Origin of the sequence: Desulfovibrio sp. 7SRBS1 (assembly GCF_049723905.1) — a bacterium.
Lineage (GTDB): Bacteria > Desulfobacterota > Desulfovibrionia > Desulfovibrionales > Desulfovibrionaceae.
Genome location: NZ_JBJKFD010000001.1, coordinates 37544 through 54730 on the forward strand (window position 1 = coordinate 37544; position 17187 = coordinate 54730).

22 protein-coding genes are annotated in these 17187 nt (G+C 55.6%); 21 read left to right on the top strand and 1 reads right to left on the bottom strand.

Annotated elements, in window-relative coordinates; translation table 11 throughout:
* The first annotated feature begins 16 nt into the window (after nt 1-16).
* Complete coding sequence (gene rpoC / locus ACI0FJ_RS00195; protein ID WP_424297834.1) at nt 17-4180, top strand: DNA-directed RNA polymerase subunit beta'; 4164 nt, start codon at nt 17-19, stop codon at nt 4178-4180.
* A gap of 87 nt (nt 4181-4267) precedes the next feature.
* Here rpoC and ACI0FJ_RS00200 read toward each other — a convergent pair whose 3' ends face one another.
* Entirely contained in the window at nt 4268-5644 is a 1377-nt protein-coding gene (locus tag ACI0FJ_RS00200; protein WP_424297835.1) for a glycerate kinase type-2 family protein, read from the bottom strand.
* A 626-nt stretch (nt 5645-6270) separates the two neighbouring features.
* Here ACI0FJ_RS00200 and rpsL point away from each other — a divergent pair.
* From rpsL to rpsH, 20 genes are read left to right on the top strand one after another with little or no spacing between them, the layout of a single operon-like run.
* Nucleotides 6271-6642: a 30S ribosomal protein S12 gene (gene rpsL, locus ACI0FJ_RS00205; protein ID WP_424297836.1), complete on the top strand. Its 372-nt coding sequence runs from the start codon at nt 6271-6273 to the stop codon at nt 6640-6642.
* Nucleotides 6643-6657: 15 nt separating this feature from the next.
* Nucleotides 6658-7128 (top strand): 30S ribosomal protein S7, encoded by a 471-nt coding sequence (gene rpsG, locus ACI0FJ_RS00210; RefSeq protein WP_424297837.1) that lies wholly within the window; start codon nt 6658-6660, stop codon nt 7126-7128.
* 11 nt (nt 7129-7139) lie between these two features.
* Nucleotides 7140-9209 (top strand): elongation factor G, encoded by a 2070-nt coding sequence (fusA, locus tag ACI0FJ_RS00215; protein WP_424297838.1) that lies wholly within the window; start codon nt 7140-7142, stop codon nt 9207-9209.
* Between the two features lie 12 nt (nt 9210-9221).
* Nucleotides 9222-10415, top strand: a complete 1194-nt coding sequence (tuf, locus tag ACI0FJ_RS00220) for an elongation factor Tu (RefSeq protein ID WP_424297839.1) — start codon at nt 9222-9224, stop codon at nt 10413-10415.
* Between the two features lie 7 nt (nt 10416-10422).
* Complete coding sequence (gene rpsJ / locus ACI0FJ_RS00225; protein ID WP_424297840.1) at nt 10423-10740, top strand: 30S ribosomal protein S10; 318 nt, start codon at nt 10423-10425, stop codon at nt 10738-10740.
* A gap of 10 nt (nt 10741-10750) precedes the next feature.
* Complete coding sequence (gene rplC, locus ACI0FJ_RS00230) at nt 10751-11383, top strand: 50S ribosomal protein L3 (protein ID WP_424297841.1); 633 nt, start codon at nt 10751-10753, stop codon at nt 11381-11383.
* Between the two features lie 10 nt (nt 11384-11393).
* Entirely contained in the window at nt 11394-12014 is a 621-nt protein-coding gene (gene rplD / locus ACI0FJ_RS00235; RefSeq protein WP_424297842.1) for a 50S ribosomal protein L4, read from the top strand.
* Between the two features lies 1 nt (nt 12015).
* Nucleotides 12016-12306 carry a 50S ribosomal protein L23 gene (gene rplW, locus ACI0FJ_RS00240; protein ID WP_424297843.1) on the top strand — a complete coding sequence of 97 codons (291 nt, stop codon included), beginning with the start codon at nt 12016-12018 and terminating at the stop codon, nt 12304-12306.
* Between the two features lie 3 nt (nt 12307-12309).
* On the top strand, nt 12310-13140 hold the full coding sequence (gene rplB, locus ACI0FJ_RS00245) for a 50S ribosomal protein L2 (protein WP_424297844.1): 831 nt from the start codon (nt 12310-12312) through the stop codon (nt 13138-13140).
* Nucleotides 13141-13149: 9 nt separating this feature from the next.
* Nucleotides 13150-13425, top strand: a complete 276-nt coding sequence (rpsS, locus tag ACI0FJ_RS00250) for a 30S ribosomal protein S19 (RefSeq protein WP_424297845.1) — start codon at nt 13150-13152, stop codon at nt 13423-13425.
* Between the two features lie 13 nt (nt 13426-13438).
* A complete protein-coding gene (gene rplV / locus ACI0FJ_RS00255) occupies nt 13439-13771 on the top strand; it encodes a 50S ribosomal protein L22 (RefSeq protein ID WP_424297846.1) in 333 nt (110 codons plus the stop codon).
* A gap of 9 nt (nt 13772-13780) precedes the next feature.
* A complete protein-coding gene (gene rpsC, locus ACI0FJ_RS00260; RefSeq protein WP_424297847.1) occupies nt 13781-14419 on the top strand; it encodes a 30S ribosomal protein S3 in 639 nt (212 codons plus the stop codon).
* Nucleotides 14419-14838, top strand: a complete 420-nt coding sequence (rplP, locus tag ACI0FJ_RS00265) for a 50S ribosomal protein L16 (protein ID WP_424297848.1) — start codon at nt 14419-14421, stop codon at nt 14836-14838. Before rpsC ends, rplP begins: the two co-directional genes overlap by 1 nt.
* A complete protein-coding gene (gene rpmC, locus ACI0FJ_RS00270) occupies nt 14838-15032 on the top strand; it encodes a 50S ribosomal protein L29 (RefSeq protein ID WP_424297849.1) in 195 nt (64 codons plus the stop codon). Before rplP ends, rpmC begins: the two co-directional genes overlap by 1 nt.
* 2 nt (nt 15033-15034) lie before the next feature.
* On the top strand, nt 15035-15304 hold the full coding sequence (rpsQ, locus tag ACI0FJ_RS00275; protein ID WP_424297850.1) for a 30S ribosomal protein S17: 270 nt from the start codon (nt 15035-15037) through the stop codon (nt 15302-15304).
* Between the two features lie 11 nt (nt 15305-15315).
* Nucleotides 15316-15684, top strand: a complete 369-nt coding sequence (rplN, locus tag ACI0FJ_RS00280; protein WP_424297851.1) for a 50S ribosomal protein L14 — start codon at nt 15316-15318, stop codon at nt 15682-15684.
* Between the two features lie 18 nt (nt 15685-15702).
* Nucleotides 15703-16032 carry a 50S ribosomal protein L24 gene (gene rplX, locus ACI0FJ_RS00285; RefSeq protein ID WP_424297852.1) on the top strand — a complete coding sequence of 110 codons (330 nt, stop codon included), beginning with the start codon at nt 15703-15705 and terminating at the stop codon, nt 16030-16032.
* Between the two features lie 10 nt (nt 16033-16042).
* The gene (gene rplE / locus ACI0FJ_RS00290) at nt 16043-16582 is read left to right on the top strand and encodes a 50S ribosomal protein L5 (protein ID WP_424297853.1); all 540 of its coding nucleotides are present in this window, start codon (nt 16043-16045) and stop codon (nt 16580-16582) included.
* A 12-nt stretch (nt 16583-16594) separates the two neighbouring features.
* The gene (locus tag ACI0FJ_RS00295) at nt 16595-16780 is read left to right on the top strand and encodes a type Z 30S ribosomal protein S14 (protein WP_424297854.1); all 186 of its coding nucleotides are present in this window, start codon (nt 16595-16597) and stop codon (nt 16778-16780) included.
* A 12-nt stretch (nt 16781-16792) separates the two neighbouring features.
* On the top strand, nt 16793-17176 hold the full coding sequence (gene rpsH / locus ACI0FJ_RS00300) for a 30S ribosomal protein S8 (protein ID WP_424297855.1): 384 nt from the start codon (nt 16793-16795) through the stop codon (nt 17174-17176).
* Nucleotides 17177-17187: the final 11 nt, after the last annotated feature.

Here is a 17187-nt window from a genome sequence, read left to right on the forward strand (position 1 = left end):
ATGAGAGGGCCCGACAATGACGTTGGATGATCTGTTTACTTTCAGAACACCTGCCACGCAGAATGCATCGGCGCGTGGTGTCAAGGCCATCAAGATATCCATCGCTTCCCCCGAGACCATTCGCGAATGGTCCTACGGCGAGGTGAAAAAGCCCGAGACTATCAACTATAGAACCTTCAAGCCCGAACGCGACGGCCTTTTCTGCGCCAAGATCTTCGGGCCTGTGAAAGACTACGAGTGCAACTGCGGCAAATACAAGCGCATGAAGCACAGGGGCATCGTCTGCGAAAAATGCGGCGTTGAAGTCATTGCGTCCAAGGTTCGTCGTGAACGCATGGGTCACATCGAACTGGCCGCCCCGGTCGCTCACATCTGGTTCCTCAAGACCCTGCCGTCCAAGATCGGCACTCTGCTGGACATGACCATGTCCGAGCTGGAAAAGGTCTTGTACTTTGATTCCTATATGGTCATGGACCCCAAGGAAACCAACCTGAAGCAGTACCAGGTCATCTCCGAAGACCAGTACTTCCAGGTCATCGACCACTATGGCGAAGACGCCATCCGGGTCGGTATGGGCGCTGAATGCGTCAAGGAACTCCTGGATGAGATAGAGCTGGAAAGCCTGCGCACCACCTTGCGTGAGGAATCCCAGGCCACTCGGTCCCAGACCAAGAAGAAAAAGCTTACAAAACGGCTGAAGATCGTTGAAGCCTTCCTGGAATCAGGCAACAGCCCGTCCTGGATGATCATGGAAGTCGTTCCTGTCATTCCTCCGGAACTGCGTCCCTTGGTTCCCCTGGATGGTGGACGTTTTGCCACCTCCGACCTCAACGACCTGTACCGCCGTGTCATCAACCGAAACAACCGTCTGAAACGGCTTCTGGAGCTGGGTGCGCCGGATATCATCATCCGCAACGAAAAGCGCATGCTGCAGGAATCTGTGGACGCCCTGTTCGACAACGGCCGCCGCGGTCGTGCCATCACTGGCACCAACGGCCGTCCGCTCAAGTCCCTGTCCGACATGATCAAGGGCAAGCAGGGCCGTTTTCGTCAGAACCTTCTGGGTAAACGTGTCGACTATTCCGGTCGTTCGGTTATCACCGTCGGTCCGTACCTCAAACTGCACCAGTGCGGTCTTCCCAAAAAGATGGCCCTGGAACTGTTCAAGCCGTTCATCTATTCCAAGCTCGAAGAAAGAGGCATTGCCTCTACCATCAAGAGCGCCAAGAAGATGGTGGAACGCGAAGAGCTGGTGGTTTGGGATATCCTGGAAGAGGTTGTTCGCGAGTATCCCATCATGCTCAACCGTGCACCTACGCTGCACCGTCTGGGCATCCAGTCGTTCGAGCCGATCCTGGTGGAAGGCAAGGCGCTGCGCCTGCACCCCCTGGTCTGCTCGGCCTACAACGCCGACTTTGACGGCGACCAGATGGCTGTGCACGTTCCGCTTTCCCTGGAAGCGCAGATCGAATGCCGCGTGCTTATGATGAGCACCAACAACATTCTTTCGCCCGCCAACGGCAAGCCCATCATCGTGCCTTCCCAGGACATCGTTCTGGGGCTGTACTACCTTACGGTCATTCGTCCCTTTGAAAAGGGCGAAGGCAAGATCTTTGCCGACCGCATGGAAGTTACCCAGGCCATCGACGCCGGTGTGGTCAGCCTGCACGCACGCATCAAGCTGCGTCTGGACGGCAAACTGGTGGATACCACTCCGGGCCGTGTCATCGTTTCCGAACTGCTTCCCGCGGAAGTTCCGTTCGAATTCGTCAACACCATGCTCGTCAAGAAGACCATCGGCAATCTGGTCAGCGAGGCATACCGCCGCGCAGGAACCAAGGCTACGGTTATTCTCTGCGATAAGATCAAGAACCTCGGGTATGAATACGCCACCCGCGCCGGTATCACCATCGGCGTGAAGGACCTGTGCATTCCGGATGAAAAGCCGCGCATGCTGCAGGACGCCACGGACACGGTTGAAGACATCAACCGCCAGTACCAGGAAGGTATCATCACCCGTACGGAAAAATACAACAAGGTGGTCGACGTCTGGACCAAATGCACCCAGGATGTTGCGCGCGAAATGATGGTGCGCATCGCCACGGACACCATTGTCGATGAAAAGACCGGCAAGTCCGAAGAGTGCACAAGCTTCAACCCGATCTACATGATGATCAACTCGGGTGCTCGAGGCAACCAGGACCAGATGCGTCAGCTTGCCGGTATGCGTGGTCTGATGGCCAAACCTTCCGGTGAAATTATTGAAACACCCATTACTTCGAGTTTCCGTGAGGGCCTGTCGGTTCTGCAGTACTTCAACTCCACGCACGGCGCGCGGAAAGGTCTGGCCGATACCGCACTCAAGACGGCAAACTCGGGTTATCTGACCCGTCGTCTGGTGGACGTGGTTCAGGACGTCATTGTTTCCGAGCATGACTGCGGAACCGTTGACTGCATCGAACTCACCCACCTGATCAAAAACGGCAACATCGAACAGCCGCTGTCCGAGCGCGTTCTCGGCCGCGTAACCATGTTCCCTGTGCTGGACGACGAAACGGGCGACGTGCTGATTCCAGAAAACACAATCATCGACGAAAAGTATGCCCAGATCATCGACGATAAGGGCATCAACTCCATGATGATCCGCAGCGTCATGACCTGCCGCGCCAAGCAAGGTGTTTGCGCTCTGTGCTACGGCCGCGATCTGGCCCGTGGACATCTGGTCAACGTTGGTGAGTCCATTGGTATCATCGCCGCCCAGTCCATCGGCGAACCCGGAACTCAGCTGACAATGCGTACCTTCCACATTGGTGGTACGGCAGCAGCCGAAGTTGAAAAGAGCTCCATCGAAGCCGGACACACCGGCCAGGTGGTTCTGCACCGGGTCAAGACCGTCACCGACAGGCAGGGCAATCTGATGTGCCTGAACAAGAGCGGTCAGGTCGGCATTGTCGACGAACAGGGCCGCGAGCGTGAGAAGTACGTGCTGCCTTCCGGCGCCAAGTTGTACGTTGCCGCGGAACAGCAGGTTAAAAAGGGCGATAAGATAGCCGAATGGGACCCGTTCAACGAACCGTTTGTTTCAGACGTTTCCGGTACCATTCGTTTTATCGACATCATCGAAGGCAAGACCTTCCAGGAAAAGGTGGACGAAGCGACCCGTCGTGCAACCCGCACCATCATCGAATACCGGACCACCAACTTCAAGCCCTCCATCTCCATTGTGGATGAAAAGGGCAACCTGATGAAGCGGCCCGGTTCCGAGTCCATGTCCACGTACGCACTGCCCGTGGGCGCACTGCTCATGATCAACGACGGTGATGAAATCCAGGCCGGTGACATCATCGCTCGTAAGCCCCGCGAAACGTCCAAGACCAAGGACATCGTCGGTGGTCTTCCGCGCGTTGCCGAGCTGTTTGAAGTTCGCAAGCCCAAGGAGCTGGGCGTTGTGTCGGAAATTGACGGCACCATCTCCTTCGGCCAGGAAACCAAGGGTAAGCGCAAGGTCGTGGTTACTCCGGAAACCGGCGAAACCAAGGAATACCTCATTCCAAAGGGCCGCCACATCACGGTTTCCGAAGGTGACTTTGTGGAAGCCGGCGAACTGCTTACCGAAGGGTATCCGGAACTGCACGACATCCTGAAGATCAAGGGCGAAAAGCACCTCGCCCGCTTCCTGGTGGAAGAAATTCAGGACGTGTACCGTTTCCAGGGCGTTGGTATCAACGACAAACATATTGAAATCATTGTCCGCCAGATGCTCAAGAAGGTCAGCATCATCGATCCCGGCGACACCACGCTGCTCATCGGTGAACAGGTGGACAAGAACCGCTTTATGGAAGTCAACGACGATATCATCAAGGAAGGTGGAAAGCCTGCCGTTGCCGAACCTCTGGTGCTCGGCATCACCCAGGCCTCGCTGACCACGGATTCCTTCTTCTCCGCCGCTTCGTTCCAGGAAACCACCAAGGTCCTGACCGAAGCTTCCATGGCGGGCAAGGTCGACTACCTGCGCGGCCTCAAGGAAAACATTATTGTCGGCCGTCTGATTCCGGCCGGTACCGGATACCGCCGCTACATGGATTGCGGCATCCAGGTGCCCGAGCAGCCGGAACGTCCGGACAAGTTCCTGGACGAACTGGACGTCAATCCGGAATCTTCCGGAGCATTGGCCGAATAGCCAATCCGACATTCATACATCAATAAGAAGGGCCGCCCGATTTTTCGGGCGGCCCTTTGTTTTGGTCGGCAGGGGAGGGTGATGTGTCTATCGCACAAGAATGATCTGAATGTCGCAGACGTTGGTGTTGGTCGGACCGGTCTTATAGATGGAACCGGCTTTGCAATGGAAATGATACGAATCATTGGCAGCCAGGTAGTCGTCGATCTTGGCAGCCATATCCGGTGCGTCCTTGAAAATGGCTGCATCGGCAAACGCACCGGCCGCATCGGTGGGACCGTCGTTTCCGTCTGTTGAAGCGGCAAGGAAATGAATTCTTTCACCGGCCCCGTTCCAGCTACGCATGTTTTCCAGAAATGCCAGGGCCATTTCCTGGTTGCGGCCTCCTTTTCCCTTGCCCTGGAGTGTCACCACTGTTTCACCACCCACGATTATGCAGGCGGGCTTTGGCAGAAACATGTCATTCCCGGCCACGTCTTTGGCTATGTCGGCCAGTGTATGGGCGGCGTTGCGTGCCTCGCCGGAGAGCTGAGCCGTGAGCGGCTGGGCGTTGTATCCAAGCTCTTTGGCCTTGGCCACGCATTCCAGAACGGCCTGACGGTTGGTGCCTATGAGAATATTTTCGGCTGGTTCAAGTTCTGGAGCGCCGGGTTTGACCGTCTCCTTGAAAGACCCTTCGGCACCTTTTTCCAGACAGCGCATCACCGAGGCCGGGATTCTGTCGCAGATATTGTGGCGGGTACAGATGGCGAGCGCGTCGGTATAGGTGGTGGTGTCGCAGCTGGTCATGCCGGAAGCAATGGAGCCGAGGTCGTCACCGATCACATCGGAGAGGATGAAGTTGAGGCTGCGCGCCGGGTACATTGCCTGGAGCAGACGTCCTCCCTTGATGCCGGAAAGATGTTTGCGCACGCAGTTGATTTCGGCGATGGAAACTCCCGAGCTGAGCAGGGCGTTGGTTACCGCCTGCTTATCTGCCAAGGTCAGGTTGATCTCACAATCCGGTCCGCACAGCTCGGCAGGGCAGGGCAGGAGTGCCGAGCCTCCGCCGGAAATGCAATTGATAACGAGTGTCCGTTCATCTGCTTCACCTGCCATCTCAAGAATCTGGCGGGCGGCAGCCACTCCGTTTTCGTCGGGGACAGGATGCCCGGCTTCGACGAGTGTGCAGCGCTTCAGCTTTTCTGTGTGTCCGTATTTGACGCAGACAAAACCTTTCTCTATCCGTTCACCGAGTATGGTTTCAAAGGCCAGGGCCATGCGCCCGGATGCCTTGCCAGCTCCAAGCAGCCATATTCTGTTGTATTGGGAAAGATCCACCTCCAATTGACGGTCCTCAAGAGTGATGCGCAGTGTGTCGCCATCGAGGTGAACCCTGGAGGTGATCATGGTTAGAGGATTGACCCGGGCCAGACCGGCCTGGAAAATTTCATCAAGGTGCTGTCGTACTGTCTGGTCAGTCATATGTGTTTGTTCCTTGGAGCAAATGAGGTTGGTGTGCGGGGTGTGAATCTGCCTGATTTTATAGCGGCTATCAAGGGAGGGCGGTTCGCGCCCGACGTTGGATAGTGCAGCGATCAATCCGCTCCCGGTTGAATGGTGACTGCTCTTTAAGGAAGTAAAAATGAGTCGTTGCTTTTTTTTTGAAAAATAAGGTAAGAAGGGGTTGCTTTTTTTTTATCTCTGCCATATACATCCCACTCCTCGGTGAGGAAAAGGGCCATTTGTGCCTGGAGACCTGAAGACCTTGAGGACGGGCGATGTCCGATAAGCAGCAGCAGGAACGAAAGTTCTTCCTTCCGCTTCGCGTGCATCAATTAACCAACAACTTCCTCTGCTTTTGCGCTGAGGTATTATCGCGGGTTTTACCCGTATCCTCAAGTGGTCGCTTTGTAAGAAGCGCCAGCCCCAGTACCCGTAGACGGCGTCAGTCGCTCTAACGGTCCTCCGCAGTCGGTATCCGACCTGTGGCGTCTATCCCACTCGTACATATTTTGTGCAAGCGGTCTTTGCTGCTTGACACGTGTTGAGGTTTCGGAATACATCCAGCAACTTTGTGTCTGGAGCAACAACCGAGAACGGAGGGGTTAATGCCCACCATTAACCAGCTGATTAGTAAGTCGAGGAAGAAGGTCCTCAAGCGGAAGAAGACTCCCGCGCTGTTGGAATGCCCTCAGCGTCGTGGTGTCTGCACCCGCGTGTATACGACCACGCCGAAAAAGCCGAACTCGGCTTTGCGGAAAGTCGCCCGTGTGCGACTGACCAACGGCATTGAGGTCACCGCCTATATACCAGGCGAGGGCCATAACCTGCAGGAACACTCCGTGGTAATGATTCGCGGCGGCCGTGTGAAAGACCTTCCCGGTGTCCGCTATCATATCATCCGCGGCTCTCTCGACACTGCCGGCGTGCAAGATCGTCGTCAGGGTCGTTCCAAGTACGGTGCGAAGCGTCCGAAGTAAAGGGAGTAACACGAAATGCCTCGTAAAGGTCCCGTCCCCAAGAGGGCGATTCTTCCCGATCCTAAGTTTCGTAGCGTACTCGCTACGCGATTTATCAATCGTATGATGCTTGATGGCAAGAAAGGCACGGCGGAAAAGATTTTCTATTCGTGTCTCGACATCCTGGCCGAGAAATCCGGTGAGGAACCCATTCGCGCATTTGAAAAGGCAGTGGACAACGTCAAGCCCCACGTCGAGGTTAAGTCCCGTCGTGTCGGCGGCGCGACATACCAGGTCCCCGTTGAAGTACGGCCTGACCGCCAATCCACCCTGGCTATTCGCTGGCTGATCAGCTTTGCGCGTTCCAGGGGTGAGAAGGGCATGGTCACCAAGCTCTCCAACGAACTCCTGGATGCTTATAACAATCGCGGTGGTGCGGTGAAGAAGAAAGAAGATACTCACCGCATGGCTGACGCCAACAAGGCGTTCGCCCACTATCGCTGGTAGGAGACGAGCAAGTGTCACGAGTCGTTCCCATTCCCCAACAGCGCAATATCGGCATCATGGCTCACATTGATGCCGGTAAAACCACTACGACAGAACGTATTCTGTTCTACACTGGTGTGTCGCACAAAATCGGCGAGGTCCATGACGGCGAAGCTACCATGGACTGGATGGCACAGGAGCAGGAGCGTGGTATCACTATCACCTCCGCTGCCACCACTTGCTTTTGGCGCGAACACCGTATCAATATAATCGATACTCCGGGTCACGTGGATTTCACAATGGAAGTCGAACGTGCCCTGCGCGTTCTCGACGGCGCCGTAGCCGTGTTCGACGCGGTGGCTGGCGTACAGCCCCAGAGTGAAACCGTCTGGCGTCAGGCAGACCGTTACAATGTTCCGCGTGTCGCGTTCATCAACAAGATGGACCGCGTCGGCGCCGATTTTTATCGCGCTGTGGGAACCATTGTGGATCGGCTCGGTGCAAAGGCGATTCCTCTTCAGATCCCCATGGGTTCCGAAGACGAATTCTACGGCGTGATCGACCTTGTTGAAGGTAAGGCATGTGTCTTCAATACCGATGATCTCGGTACAGAAGAAATCCTTGATGCTATTCCTGAAGAATTCATGGAAAAGTACAAGGAAGCCCACCTCGAAATGGTCGAAGCCATTGCCGAAGAAGACGAAGATCTGATGGAAAAGTATCTCGGCGGTGAAGAACTCTCCGCTGAAGAGCTGCGCACAGGCATCCGCAAGGCTACCTGCAGCCTGACCATCTGCCCCGTCCTGTGCGGTTCCGCTTTCAAGAACAAGGGCGTTCAGCCCCTGCTCGACGCCGTTATCGATTATCTTCCTTCTCCCGATCAGGTCCCTCACATGGTGGGTATCGATCCTCATTCGGAAGAAGAGATTACTTGTGAGTGCAGAGACGACGTTCCTCTGGCCGCTCTGGCCTTCAAGCTGATGACCGACCCCTTTGTCGGCCATCTTACCTTCCTGCGCATTTATTCCGGTCATATCGAATCCGGCATGACCGTCATCAATGCCAAGAACGGTAAAAGGGAACGTATTGGTCGTCTGCTCAAAATGCACGCCAACAAGCGTGAAGAAATCAAGTGGGCGGGCGCTGGCGACATCGTCGCGGCTGTTGGTCTGAAGACCGCTGCCACAGGCGATACGCTGTGCGACCAGAAGACCCCGGTCCTGCTGGAGTCCCTTGATATTCCCGAGCCGGTTATCGAAGTTGCCATTGAACCCAAGTCCAAGGCCGACCGCGACTGCCTCGCCGACGCCCTGGGCAAGCTTGCCAAGGAAGACCCGTCTTTCCGCGTCAAATCCGACGACGAGACCGGCCAGACCCTGATTGCAGGCATGGGTGAACTGCACCTCGAAATCATCGTTGACCGTCTGCTGCGTGAGTTCAATGTCAACGCCAACGTGGGTGCTCCCCGTGTTGCCTACCGTGAAACCATCACGGCATCGACTGAGATTGATCACAAGTACGCCAAGCAGTCCGGTGGTCGCGGCCAGTATGGTCACGTCTGCCTCAAGGTCGAGCCGAATCCGGAAAAGGGATACGAGTTCCTCGACTCCATCAAGGGCGGTGTTATTCCCAAGGAATACATTCCCGCCGTTGACAAAGGCATTCAGGACGCCCTCAAGGGCGGCGTTATGGCCGGATATCCCATTGTGGATATCAAAGCCGAGTTGCACTTCGGATCTTTTCACGAAGTCGACTCTTCGGAACAGGCGTTCTACATCGCCGGTTCCATGGCCATCAAGGAAGCCATCCGCAAGGCCAAGCCCGTGTTGCTTGAGCCCATCATGAGCGTCGAAGTGGTAACTCCCGAAGAGTACCTCGGCGACGTCATGGGCGACCTCAACGGTCGTCGCGGACGTGTCTCGGGCATGGAAGCTGTTGCCGGTTCTCAGGTCATCGCCTCTATGGTGCCGCTGTCCGAAATGTTCGGATACGCCACCGACCTGCGGTCTAAGACCCAGGGACGCGCGACCTTTACCATGCAGTTCGATCATTACGAGCAGGTTCCGGCAAGCCTGGCGGAAGAAATCGTCAAGAAGCAGTAAGGGAGGCCCCCCATGAGCAAAGCGAAATTTGAACGTAGCAAGCCGCATGTCAACATTGGTACCATCGGTCACATCGACCACGGTAAAACCACACTGACTGCAGCCATCACAAAGACGTTGTCCATGAAGGGCGGCGCCTCCTTCGTAGCCTTCGATGAAATCGACAAGGCTCCCGAAGAAAAAGAACGCGGCATCACCATCGCAACCGCCCACGTTGAGTACGAGACTGACAATCGTCACTACGCTCACGTGGACTGCCCTGGTCACGCCGACTACATTAAGAATATGATCACTGGTGCTGCTCAGATGGACGGCGCAATCCTCGTTTGCGCAGCCACTGACGGTCCCATGCCCCAGACTCGTGAGCACATCCTGCTCGCCCGTCAGGTTGGCGTGCCCAGCATCGTCGTGTTCCTGAACAAGTGCGACATGGTCGACGACGAAGAACTCCTGGAACTGGTAGACATGGAAATCCGTGAGCTGCTGGACACCTACGAGTTCCCCGGCGACGACACACCCATTATTCAGGGTTCCGCTCTGAAGGCTCTGGAAGCCGACAGCGCCGATGACGAAGCCTGCAAGCCCATCTTTGAACTGATGGCTGCCTGCGACTCCTTCATCCCCGAACCCCAGCGCGACATCGACCGTCCTTTCCTGATGCCCATTGAAGACGTTTTCTCCATCTCCGGCCGCGGCACTGTCGTGACTGGTCGTGTGGAACGTGGTATCATCAAAGTTGGCGACGAAGTCGAAATTGTAGGTATCCACGATACCGTTAAGACGACCTGCACGGGCGTTGAGATGTTCCGCAAGCTGCTTGACCAGGGTCAGGCAGGCGACAACGTCGGCGTCCTGCTGCGCGGTGTGAAGCGTGAAGATGTGGAACGCGGTCAGGTTCTGGCCATTCCCGGCACCATCACCCCGCATGTCAAATTCAAGGCCGAAGTTTACGTCCTGAGCAAGGAAGAAGGCGGACGTCATACCCCGTTCTTCTCCGGCTACCGTCCTCAGTTCTACTTCCGTACGACCGACATCACCGGTGTTGTTACTTTGGAAGAAGGCGTGGAAATGGTCATGCCCGGCGACAACGCGACCTTCAACGTCGAACTGATCGCCCCCATCGCCATGGAACCCGGCCTGCGCTTCGCCATTCGCGAAGGTGGTCGTACCGTAGGCGCCGGCGTGGTCTCGGAAATTACGGAGTAAGTTCGATATGGCAACTATGACCAGCGACCGCATCCGCATTAAGCTGAAGGCTTTCGATTACAGGATTCTCGACAAGGCCGTGGCCGAAATCGTGGACACTGCCCGCAACACGGGTGCTGCCATTGCCGGCCCCGTACCGCTGCCGACCGAGATCCACAAGGATACCATCCAGAAGAGCGTACACGTGGACAAAAAGTCCCGCGAGCAGTTCGAGCTGCGCGTACATAAGCGCCTGCTCGACATCCTCGAACCCACGCAACAGACGGTGGACGCCCTTGGCAAGCTGAGCCTGCCTGCTGGCGTGGATGTGGAAATCAAACTCTAGAGAGGATGTCATGGCTGGCTATCTTGGAATACTTGGCCGCAAAATCGGCATGACCCGCGTCTTCGCAGATGACGGCACCATCACCCCGGTGACCGTTATCAGCGCAGGACCTTGCCCGGTCATTCAGAAAAAGGCGGCCGATACAGACGGATATGTCTCTTTGCAAATTGCTTACGACACGGTGGAAGAGAGCAAGTGCTCCAAACCCATGTCCGGGCATTTTGGCAAGGCTGGCAAAGGCGCTTTCAAGACCCTGCGCGAACTCCGCATCGACAATGTCGAGGAATTCGAACTGGGTCAGGAACTGACCGTGGACATGTTTGCTGCTGGCGAACGGGTGAAAATCACCGGTACGTCCAAGGGCAAAGGTTTCCAGGGCGTCATGAAGCGTTGGAACTTTAAAGGTCTTGGCGCCTCCCATGGTGCAGAAAAGGTTCACCGTTCCCCCGGTTCGGTGGGTAACTGCACATTCCCCGGCCGCGTCTGGAAGAATAAGAAGATGCCCGGGCACATGGGCGACCGCCGCGTCACCTACAAGAATCTTGAGATCGTTGCCGTTCGTCCCGAAGACAACGTCATCCTGATCAAGGGCCAGGTACCCGGCGCCAAAGGCGGCCTGGTGATGGTCCACAAGCAGGGATAAAGGTGAGTCAATGGCTGTTGTAAAAATAGTGAATCAGACAAACGCGGAAGTTGGCAGCATTGATCTTGCCGACGAGGTGTTCGGCGTTGAAGTCAAGCCCGAGGTGCTGAACCTCGTAGTCCGTGCCCAGCGTGCGGCCAAGCGTGCTGGAACGCATGCCGTGAAGAACCGCACTGCGGTGAGCGGCGGCGGCAGCAAGCCTTGGCGCCAGAAGGGCACCGGCCGCGCTCGTGCGGGCACGAACCGTTCGCCAGTGTGGCGTGGCGGCGGAGTTGTCTTCGGACCTACGCCCCGCGACTACGGCTTCAAGATCAATAAAAAGGTCCGGACCCTCGCCATGAAGATGGCGCTGTCCAGCCGGGCTGCGGATGAAAAATTGACCGTCGTGGACAAGCTTGAGCTGCCCGAAATCAAAACCAAACTGGTTAGCGAGATTGCGGGCAACCTCGGACTGAGAAAAGCCTTGATTGTTGTCAGTGAGACTGATAATACTCTCGCTCTTTCGGCCCGGAACATTGAGGGGCTGAAAATTCTCGAAGCGTCCAAGCTCAATGTTTACGACATCCTGCGCTACCCCCAACTGGTCATGCTGCAAGGCGCGGTTGAAAGCGTGCAGGAGAGGTTGAAGTAAGATGGACTACACCCAGATTCTCATCAAGCCCGTGATTTCCGAAAAAGCGACCTTCCTCAAAGAGGAAGATGGTCAGGTCACGTTCTACGTGCATCCCCTGGCTAACAAGATCGAAATCAAGAAGGCTGTGGAGCGTGCGTTCGACGTTAAGGTCGTTACGGTGAACGTCACCAGGCAGAAGGCCATGCCCCGCAAGAAGTGGGGTAAGGTTATTGGGCGCGAGTCCGGATACAAAAAAGCCTACGTGACTCTCGCCGAAGGCGAGAAGATCGAGTTTTTTGAAGGAGTGTAAGCCATGGCCGTGCGTAAGCTGAAGCCGACCTCTCCCGGGTCTCGCTTTCAGACGATTTCCACTTTTGAGGAAGTCGACAAGAAGGCGCCCGAGAAGTCGCTGACGGTCGGTCTGACCAAAAAGGCCGGTCGCAATAACAATGGCCGTGTCACGTCCCGTCGTCGTGGCGGTGGACACAAGCGTCTGTACCGCATCATCGACTTCAAGCGGAACAAGTTCGACGTGCCGGCCACTGTCGCCAGCGTGGAATACGATCCCAACCGCAGCGCACGCATCGCGCTGTTGAATTATGCCGATGGCGAGAAGCGTTATATTCTCGCTCCCGTTGGCGTGCAGGCCGGAGATCAGGTTATCTCCAGCAACAGCGCCGACATCAAACCCGGCAATTCATTGAATTTGGGGAAGATTCCCACGGGCACCGTGGTGCATAATATCGAACTGTACCCCGGAAAGGGCGGCCAGATGTGCCGTTCCGCCGGTACGTACGCCCAGCTTGTGGCGAAAGAGGGCAAGTATGCCCTGCTTCGTCTTCCCTCCGGGGAAATCCGCAACGTCCTGGCAACTTGCCGTGCGACGATCGGACAGGTTGGAAATGTTCACCATGAAAAGATCTGCCTGGGCAAGGCTGGCCGCAATCGCTGGCTTGGCCGTCGTCCCCAGGTTCGCGGCGTGGCCATGAACCCTGTCGACCACCCACTTGGTGGTGGTGAAGGCCGTTCTTCGGGCGGTCGTCATCCTTGCACTCCTTGGGGCAAGCCGACAAAGGGTTACAAGACGCGGAATCGCAAGAAAGCGTCTTCCAGGTTAATCGTGAAGCGCCGTGGTCAGAAATAGGAGTAAGGCATGCCGAGGTCACTGAAAAAAGGTCCCTTTGTGGACGGCCACCTGATCAAAAAGGTCGAGAAGGCGAACGAGACGGAGGATCGTCGGGTCATCAAGACCTGGTCCCGTCGTTCTACCATTCTTCCCGATATGGTCGGCATGACCTTCGCCGTTCACAACGGCAAGAAATTCATCCCTGTGTTCGTCACCGAAAACATGGTGGGTCACAAGTTGGGCGAATTTTCTCCCACGCGTACCTACTATGGTCACGCAGCGGACAAGAAGAGCAAACGGTAGGGGGTAAGGAACTATGGAAGCCAAAGCAGTCGCCAAGTTCATTCGCGTATCCCCTCGCAAGACCCGTCTGGTCGCCAAGAATGTGAAGGGAATGGGCATTGAGGACGCCATGAACGTCCTGCGCTTTTCCCCGCAAAAGGCCGCCCAGGTCTTGGGAAAGGTACTGCATTCTGCCGTTGCCAATGCCGAGCAATTGCCCGGCATGGACATCGACTCTCTGTACGTGAAGAACATAATTGTGAATGAAGGACCCACCTGGAAGCGCATCATGCCCCGAGCAATGGGCCGTGCGTACAGGATTCTGAAACGGACCAGCCATATTACTGTCGTCCTGGACGAAGGGTAAGAGGACGCTATGGGACAAAAAGTACATCCCTACGGATTCAGGCTCGGGTACAATAAGAATTGGATTTCCCGCTGGTACAGCAGGAAAGAGTACCCTGCCTTCGTGGTTGAGGACGACAAGATTCGGAAGTACGTCAAGGAAACCCTGTACCATGCCGGCATCGCCAAGATTGAAATCGAACGCGCCGGCGGCAAGGTCCGCTTGATTCTGCACACAGCCCGTCCCGGTATTGTTATCGGACGCAAGGGTGTGGAAATCGAGAAGATCAGGGATCAACTGCGTAAAAAATTTCAAAAGGAATTCAGCATTGAGGTCATCGAGATCCGCCGTCCGGAGACCGACGCCCAGCTGGTGGCCGAGAATATCGCCACACAGCTTGAGCGCCGTGTCGCCTTCCGTCGCGCTATGAAGCGTACGGTTGGTGTTGCCCGGAAGTTCGGAGCCGAAGGCATCAAGGTGTTCTGCGCAGGCCGTCTGGCCGGTGCGGAAATCGCCCGCTCCGAGTGGTATCGCGATGGTCGTGTGCCGCTGCAAACACTGCGTGCTGACTTGGATTATGGTTTTGCCATCGCCCAAACCACCTATGGTGTCATCGGCATCAAAGTGTGGATCTTCAAGGGCGAGATTCTTGATGAGGTGGAACAATAATGCAGCTTTCTCCGAAAAAGGTAAAATTCAGGAAACGTCAGAAGGGACGTCTGCGCGGTAAAGCACTGCGCGGTAACACCGTCTCCTTTGGCGACATCGGACTGAAGGCCCTGACACCCGGCAAGCTCACCTCGCAGCAGATCGAAGCTGCCCGTATTGCCATTACCCGTCACGTAAAGCGCGGCGGCAAAGTATGGATCCGTGTCTTTCCGGACATGCCCATCACTGCCAAGCCTGCTGAAGTTCGTCAGGGTAAAGGTAAGGGCGCTCCCGTGGGCTGGGTCGCACCTGTGCGCCCGGGCCGCGTGCTCTATGAGATTAAAGGCGTGGACCTGGAGACGGCTAAAGAAGCCCTGACCAGGGCGGCTCACAAGCTGCCCGTCAAGACTTCCATTGTGGTCAAGGAGGGTCTTGAATAATGAAGATGAACGAGCTGAAGTCCCTTGATGAAAAGGCTCTGGCTGAAAAGTTGGGTGAGTTCCGCAAGGAACTCTTCAACATGCGTTTTCAGCATACTACGGCCCAGCTTGAGCAGACCCACAAGCTCAAGGTTATCAAGAAGACTATCGCGCGCATTCTGACCGTGATGCACGAAAAGAGAGTTGGAGCCTAGTCATGGGTGAAAGCGTAGCTATTAAGAGCACGAAGCGTGTGCTGACCGGCGAAGTCATCAGCGATAAGAACGATAAGACTATCGTTGTTCGCGTTGAAACACTTGTTAAGCATCCGCTCTACAAGAAGTATATCCGCCGCAGGAAAAAGTTTATGGCCCATGATCCGGCCAATGACTGCGGAATCGGCGACAAGGTGCAGATCATTGAATCTCGTCCCTTGAGCGCTCGCAAGCGGTGGCAACTTTTGCGTGTCGTTGAAAAAGCGGTATAGGGGAGTTTGCCATGATCCAAGTAGAAAGCAATCTTGATGTGGCCGACAACTCTGGTGCCAAGAAAGTTCAGTGCATCAAAGTACTGGGCGGCAGCAAGCGGCGTTACGCAAGCGTAGGCGACATCATCGTCGTTTCCGTTAAGGAAGCCATGCCGCATGCCAAGGTGAAGAAGGGCGATGTAATGAAAGCCGTCGTAGTCCGTACTAAAAAAGAAATCGGACGCCCCGACGGTACTTACATCAAGTTCGACAACAACTCGGCCGTTATTCTTTCCGGACAGGGCGAACCTGTCGGAACACGTATTTTCGGCCCCGTTGCCCGCGAGCTGCGCCAGAAGAACTTCATGAAGATCGTCTCCCTGGCCCCCGAGGTCCTGTAGGAGATGGGAGAGGCAGCCATGAAAGCCAAGACATTCCGCGTCCGCAAGGACGACAAGGTCGAGGTTCTGGCCGGCAAAGACAAAGGTAAAGTCGGCAAGATCCTCAAAATCGACAAAAAACGCGACAGAGTGATTGTTGAAAAGGTGAATATGGTCAAGCGCCACACCAAAGGCAATCCCTACTCCGGCCAACAGGGCGGTATCGTGGAGAAGGAATCCTTCATCCATGTGTCCAATGTCGCTGTTATTTGCGATGCATGCACCAAAGCCACTCGTGTGGGCTATCGCTACACCGAAGATGGCAACAAGGTGCGCTTCTGCAAGAAGTGCAACGAGATAATCAAGTAGGGATATGACCATGACTCGTCTTGAAAAAATATATAACGAGAAGGTCGTGCCCGAACTCGCCAAAGAGTTCGGTTACAAATCCTCGATGCAGATTCCCCGCTTCAAGTCCATCAGCCTGAACATTGGCCTGGGCGAAGCAAGCCAGAATCATAAACTCATCGACGAGGCCGTAGACGACTTGACCAGGATTGCATGCCAGAAGGCTGTAATCACCCGTGCAAAGAAGTCCATTGCTGCGTTCAAGCTGCGTGAAGGACAGCCCGTAGGCTGCCGCGTAACGCTGCGTCGTGACACCATGTGGGACTTCTACGACAAGCTGGTCAACTTCTCTCTGCCCCGGGTCCGCGACTTCCGCGGTATTCCCGACCGCGGCTTTGACGGACGTGGAAACTTCACCCTCGGTCTCAAGGAACATTCCATTTTCCCCGAGATCGATATCGACAAGGTAGACAGTGTGAAGGGTATGAACGTGACCATCGTCACCACTGCAACCTCCGACAAGGAAAGCAAAATGTTGCTGACCCTGCTCGGAATGCCCTTCAAGAAGTAAGGAGAATCGCATATGGCCCGTACCGCTCTTCGAGTGAAGGCGCGTAGAAAACCGAAGTTTTCGTCCCGCGCGTACAACCGTTGCCCCATCTGCGGACGTCCGCGGGCGTTCATGCGGCGCTACGGCATCTGCCGTATTTGTTTCAGAAATAAAGCATTGCGCGGCGAATTGCCGGGTGTGCGTAAATCGAGCTGGTAGGAGGGGGAGCATATGAATGCTAATGATCCCATTGGTGATATGCTGGCCCGCCTGCGCAACGCGCACCAGGCTCTGCATTCCGAAGTAAATATCCCCCGTTCGAAAATGAAGGCTTCCATTGCCGACATTCTGAAAGATGAGGGGTTTATTACTGATTATGCTGTTGGCGAAAAGGATATCACCATTTCGCTGAAATACGCTGAAGGCCGCCCGCTTATTGGCGGAACCAAGCGCATCAGCAAGCCCGGCCGTCGTGTGTACGTCGGTGTGGAAGGCATTCCCAACGTTCGTAACGGTTTGGGAATCTGCATACTGTCCACTTCCCGCGGCGTTCTTTCGGGCTCCGTTGCTGCCGAACGTAAGGTCGGCGGTGAACTTTTGTGTGAAATCTGGTAGGGGTAATCGCC

Coding starts and splice junctions, on each gene's coding strand:
- rpoC (WP_424297834.1), top strand. CDS start 17: ATGACGTTGGATGATCTGTTTACTTTCAGAACACCTGCCACGCAGAAT.
- ACI0FJ_RS00200 (WP_424297835.1), bottom strand. CDS start 5,644: ATGACTGACCAGACAGTACGACAGCACCTTGATGAAATTTTCCAGGCC.
- rpsL (WP_424297836.1), top strand. CDS start 6,271: ATGCCCACCATTAACCAGCTGATTAGTAAGTCGAGGAAGAAGGTCCTC.
- rpsG (WP_424297837.1), top strand. CDS start 6,658: ATGCCTCGTAAAGGTCCCGTCCCCAAGAGGGCGATTCTTCCCGATCCT.
- tuf (WP_424297839.1), top strand. CDS start 9,222: ATGAGCAAAGCGAAATTTGAACGTAGCAAGCCGCATGTCAACATTGGT.
- rpsJ (WP_424297840.1), top strand. CDS start 10,423: ATGGCAACTATGACCAGCGACCGCATCCGCATTAAGCTGAAGGCTTTC.
- rplC (WP_424297841.1), top strand. CDS start 10,751: ATGGCTGGCTATCTTGGAATACTTGGCCGCAAAATCGGCATGACCCGC.
- rplD (WP_424297842.1), top strand. CDS start 11,394: ATGGCTGTTGTAAAAATAGTGAATCAGACAAACGCGGAAGTTGGCAGC.
- rplW (WP_424297843.1), top strand. CDS start 12,016: ATGGACTACACCCAGATTCTCATCAAGCCCGTGATTTCCGAAAAAGCG.
- rplB (WP_424297844.1), top strand. CDS start 12,310: ATGGCCGTGCGTAAGCTGAAGCCGACCTCTCCCGGGTCTCGCTTTCAG.
- rpsS (WP_424297845.1), top strand. CDS start 13,150: ATGCCGAGGTCACTGAAAAAAGGTCCCTTTGTGGACGGCCACCTGATC.
- rplV (WP_424297846.1), top strand. CDS start 13,439: ATGGAAGCCAAAGCAGTCGCCAAGTTCATTCGCGTATCCCCTCGCAAG.
- rpsC (WP_424297847.1), top strand. CDS start 13,781: ATGGGACAAAAAGTACATCCCTACGGATTCAGGCTCGGGTACAATAAG.
- rplP (WP_424297848.1), top strand. CDS start 14,419: ATGCAGCTTTCTCCGAAAAAGGTAAAATTCAGGAAACGTCAGAAGGGA.
- rpmC (WP_424297849.1), top strand. CDS start 14,838: ATGAAGATGAACGAGCTGAAGTCCCTTGATGAAAAGGCTCTGGCTGAA.
- rpsQ (WP_424297850.1), top strand. CDS start 15,035: ATGGGTGAAAGCGTAGCTATTAAGAGCACGAAGCGTGTGCTGACCGGC.
- rplN (WP_424297851.1), top strand. CDS start 15,316: ATGATCCAAGTAGAAAGCAATCTTGATGTGGCCGACAACTCTGGTGCC.
- rplX (WP_424297852.1), top strand. CDS start 15,703: ATGAAAGCCAAGACATTCCGCGTCCGCAAGGACGACAAGGTCGAGGTT.
- rplE (WP_424297853.1), top strand. CDS start 16,043: ATGACTCGTCTTGAAAAAATATATAACGAGAAGGTCGTGCCCGAACTC.
- ACI0FJ_RS00295 (WP_424297854.1), top strand. CDS start 16,595: ATGGCCCGTACCGCTCTTCGAGTGAAGGCGCGTAGAAAACCGAAGTTT.
- rpsH (WP_424297855.1), top strand. CDS start 16,793: ATGAATGCTAATGATCCCATTGGTGATATGCTGGCCCGCCTGCGCAAC.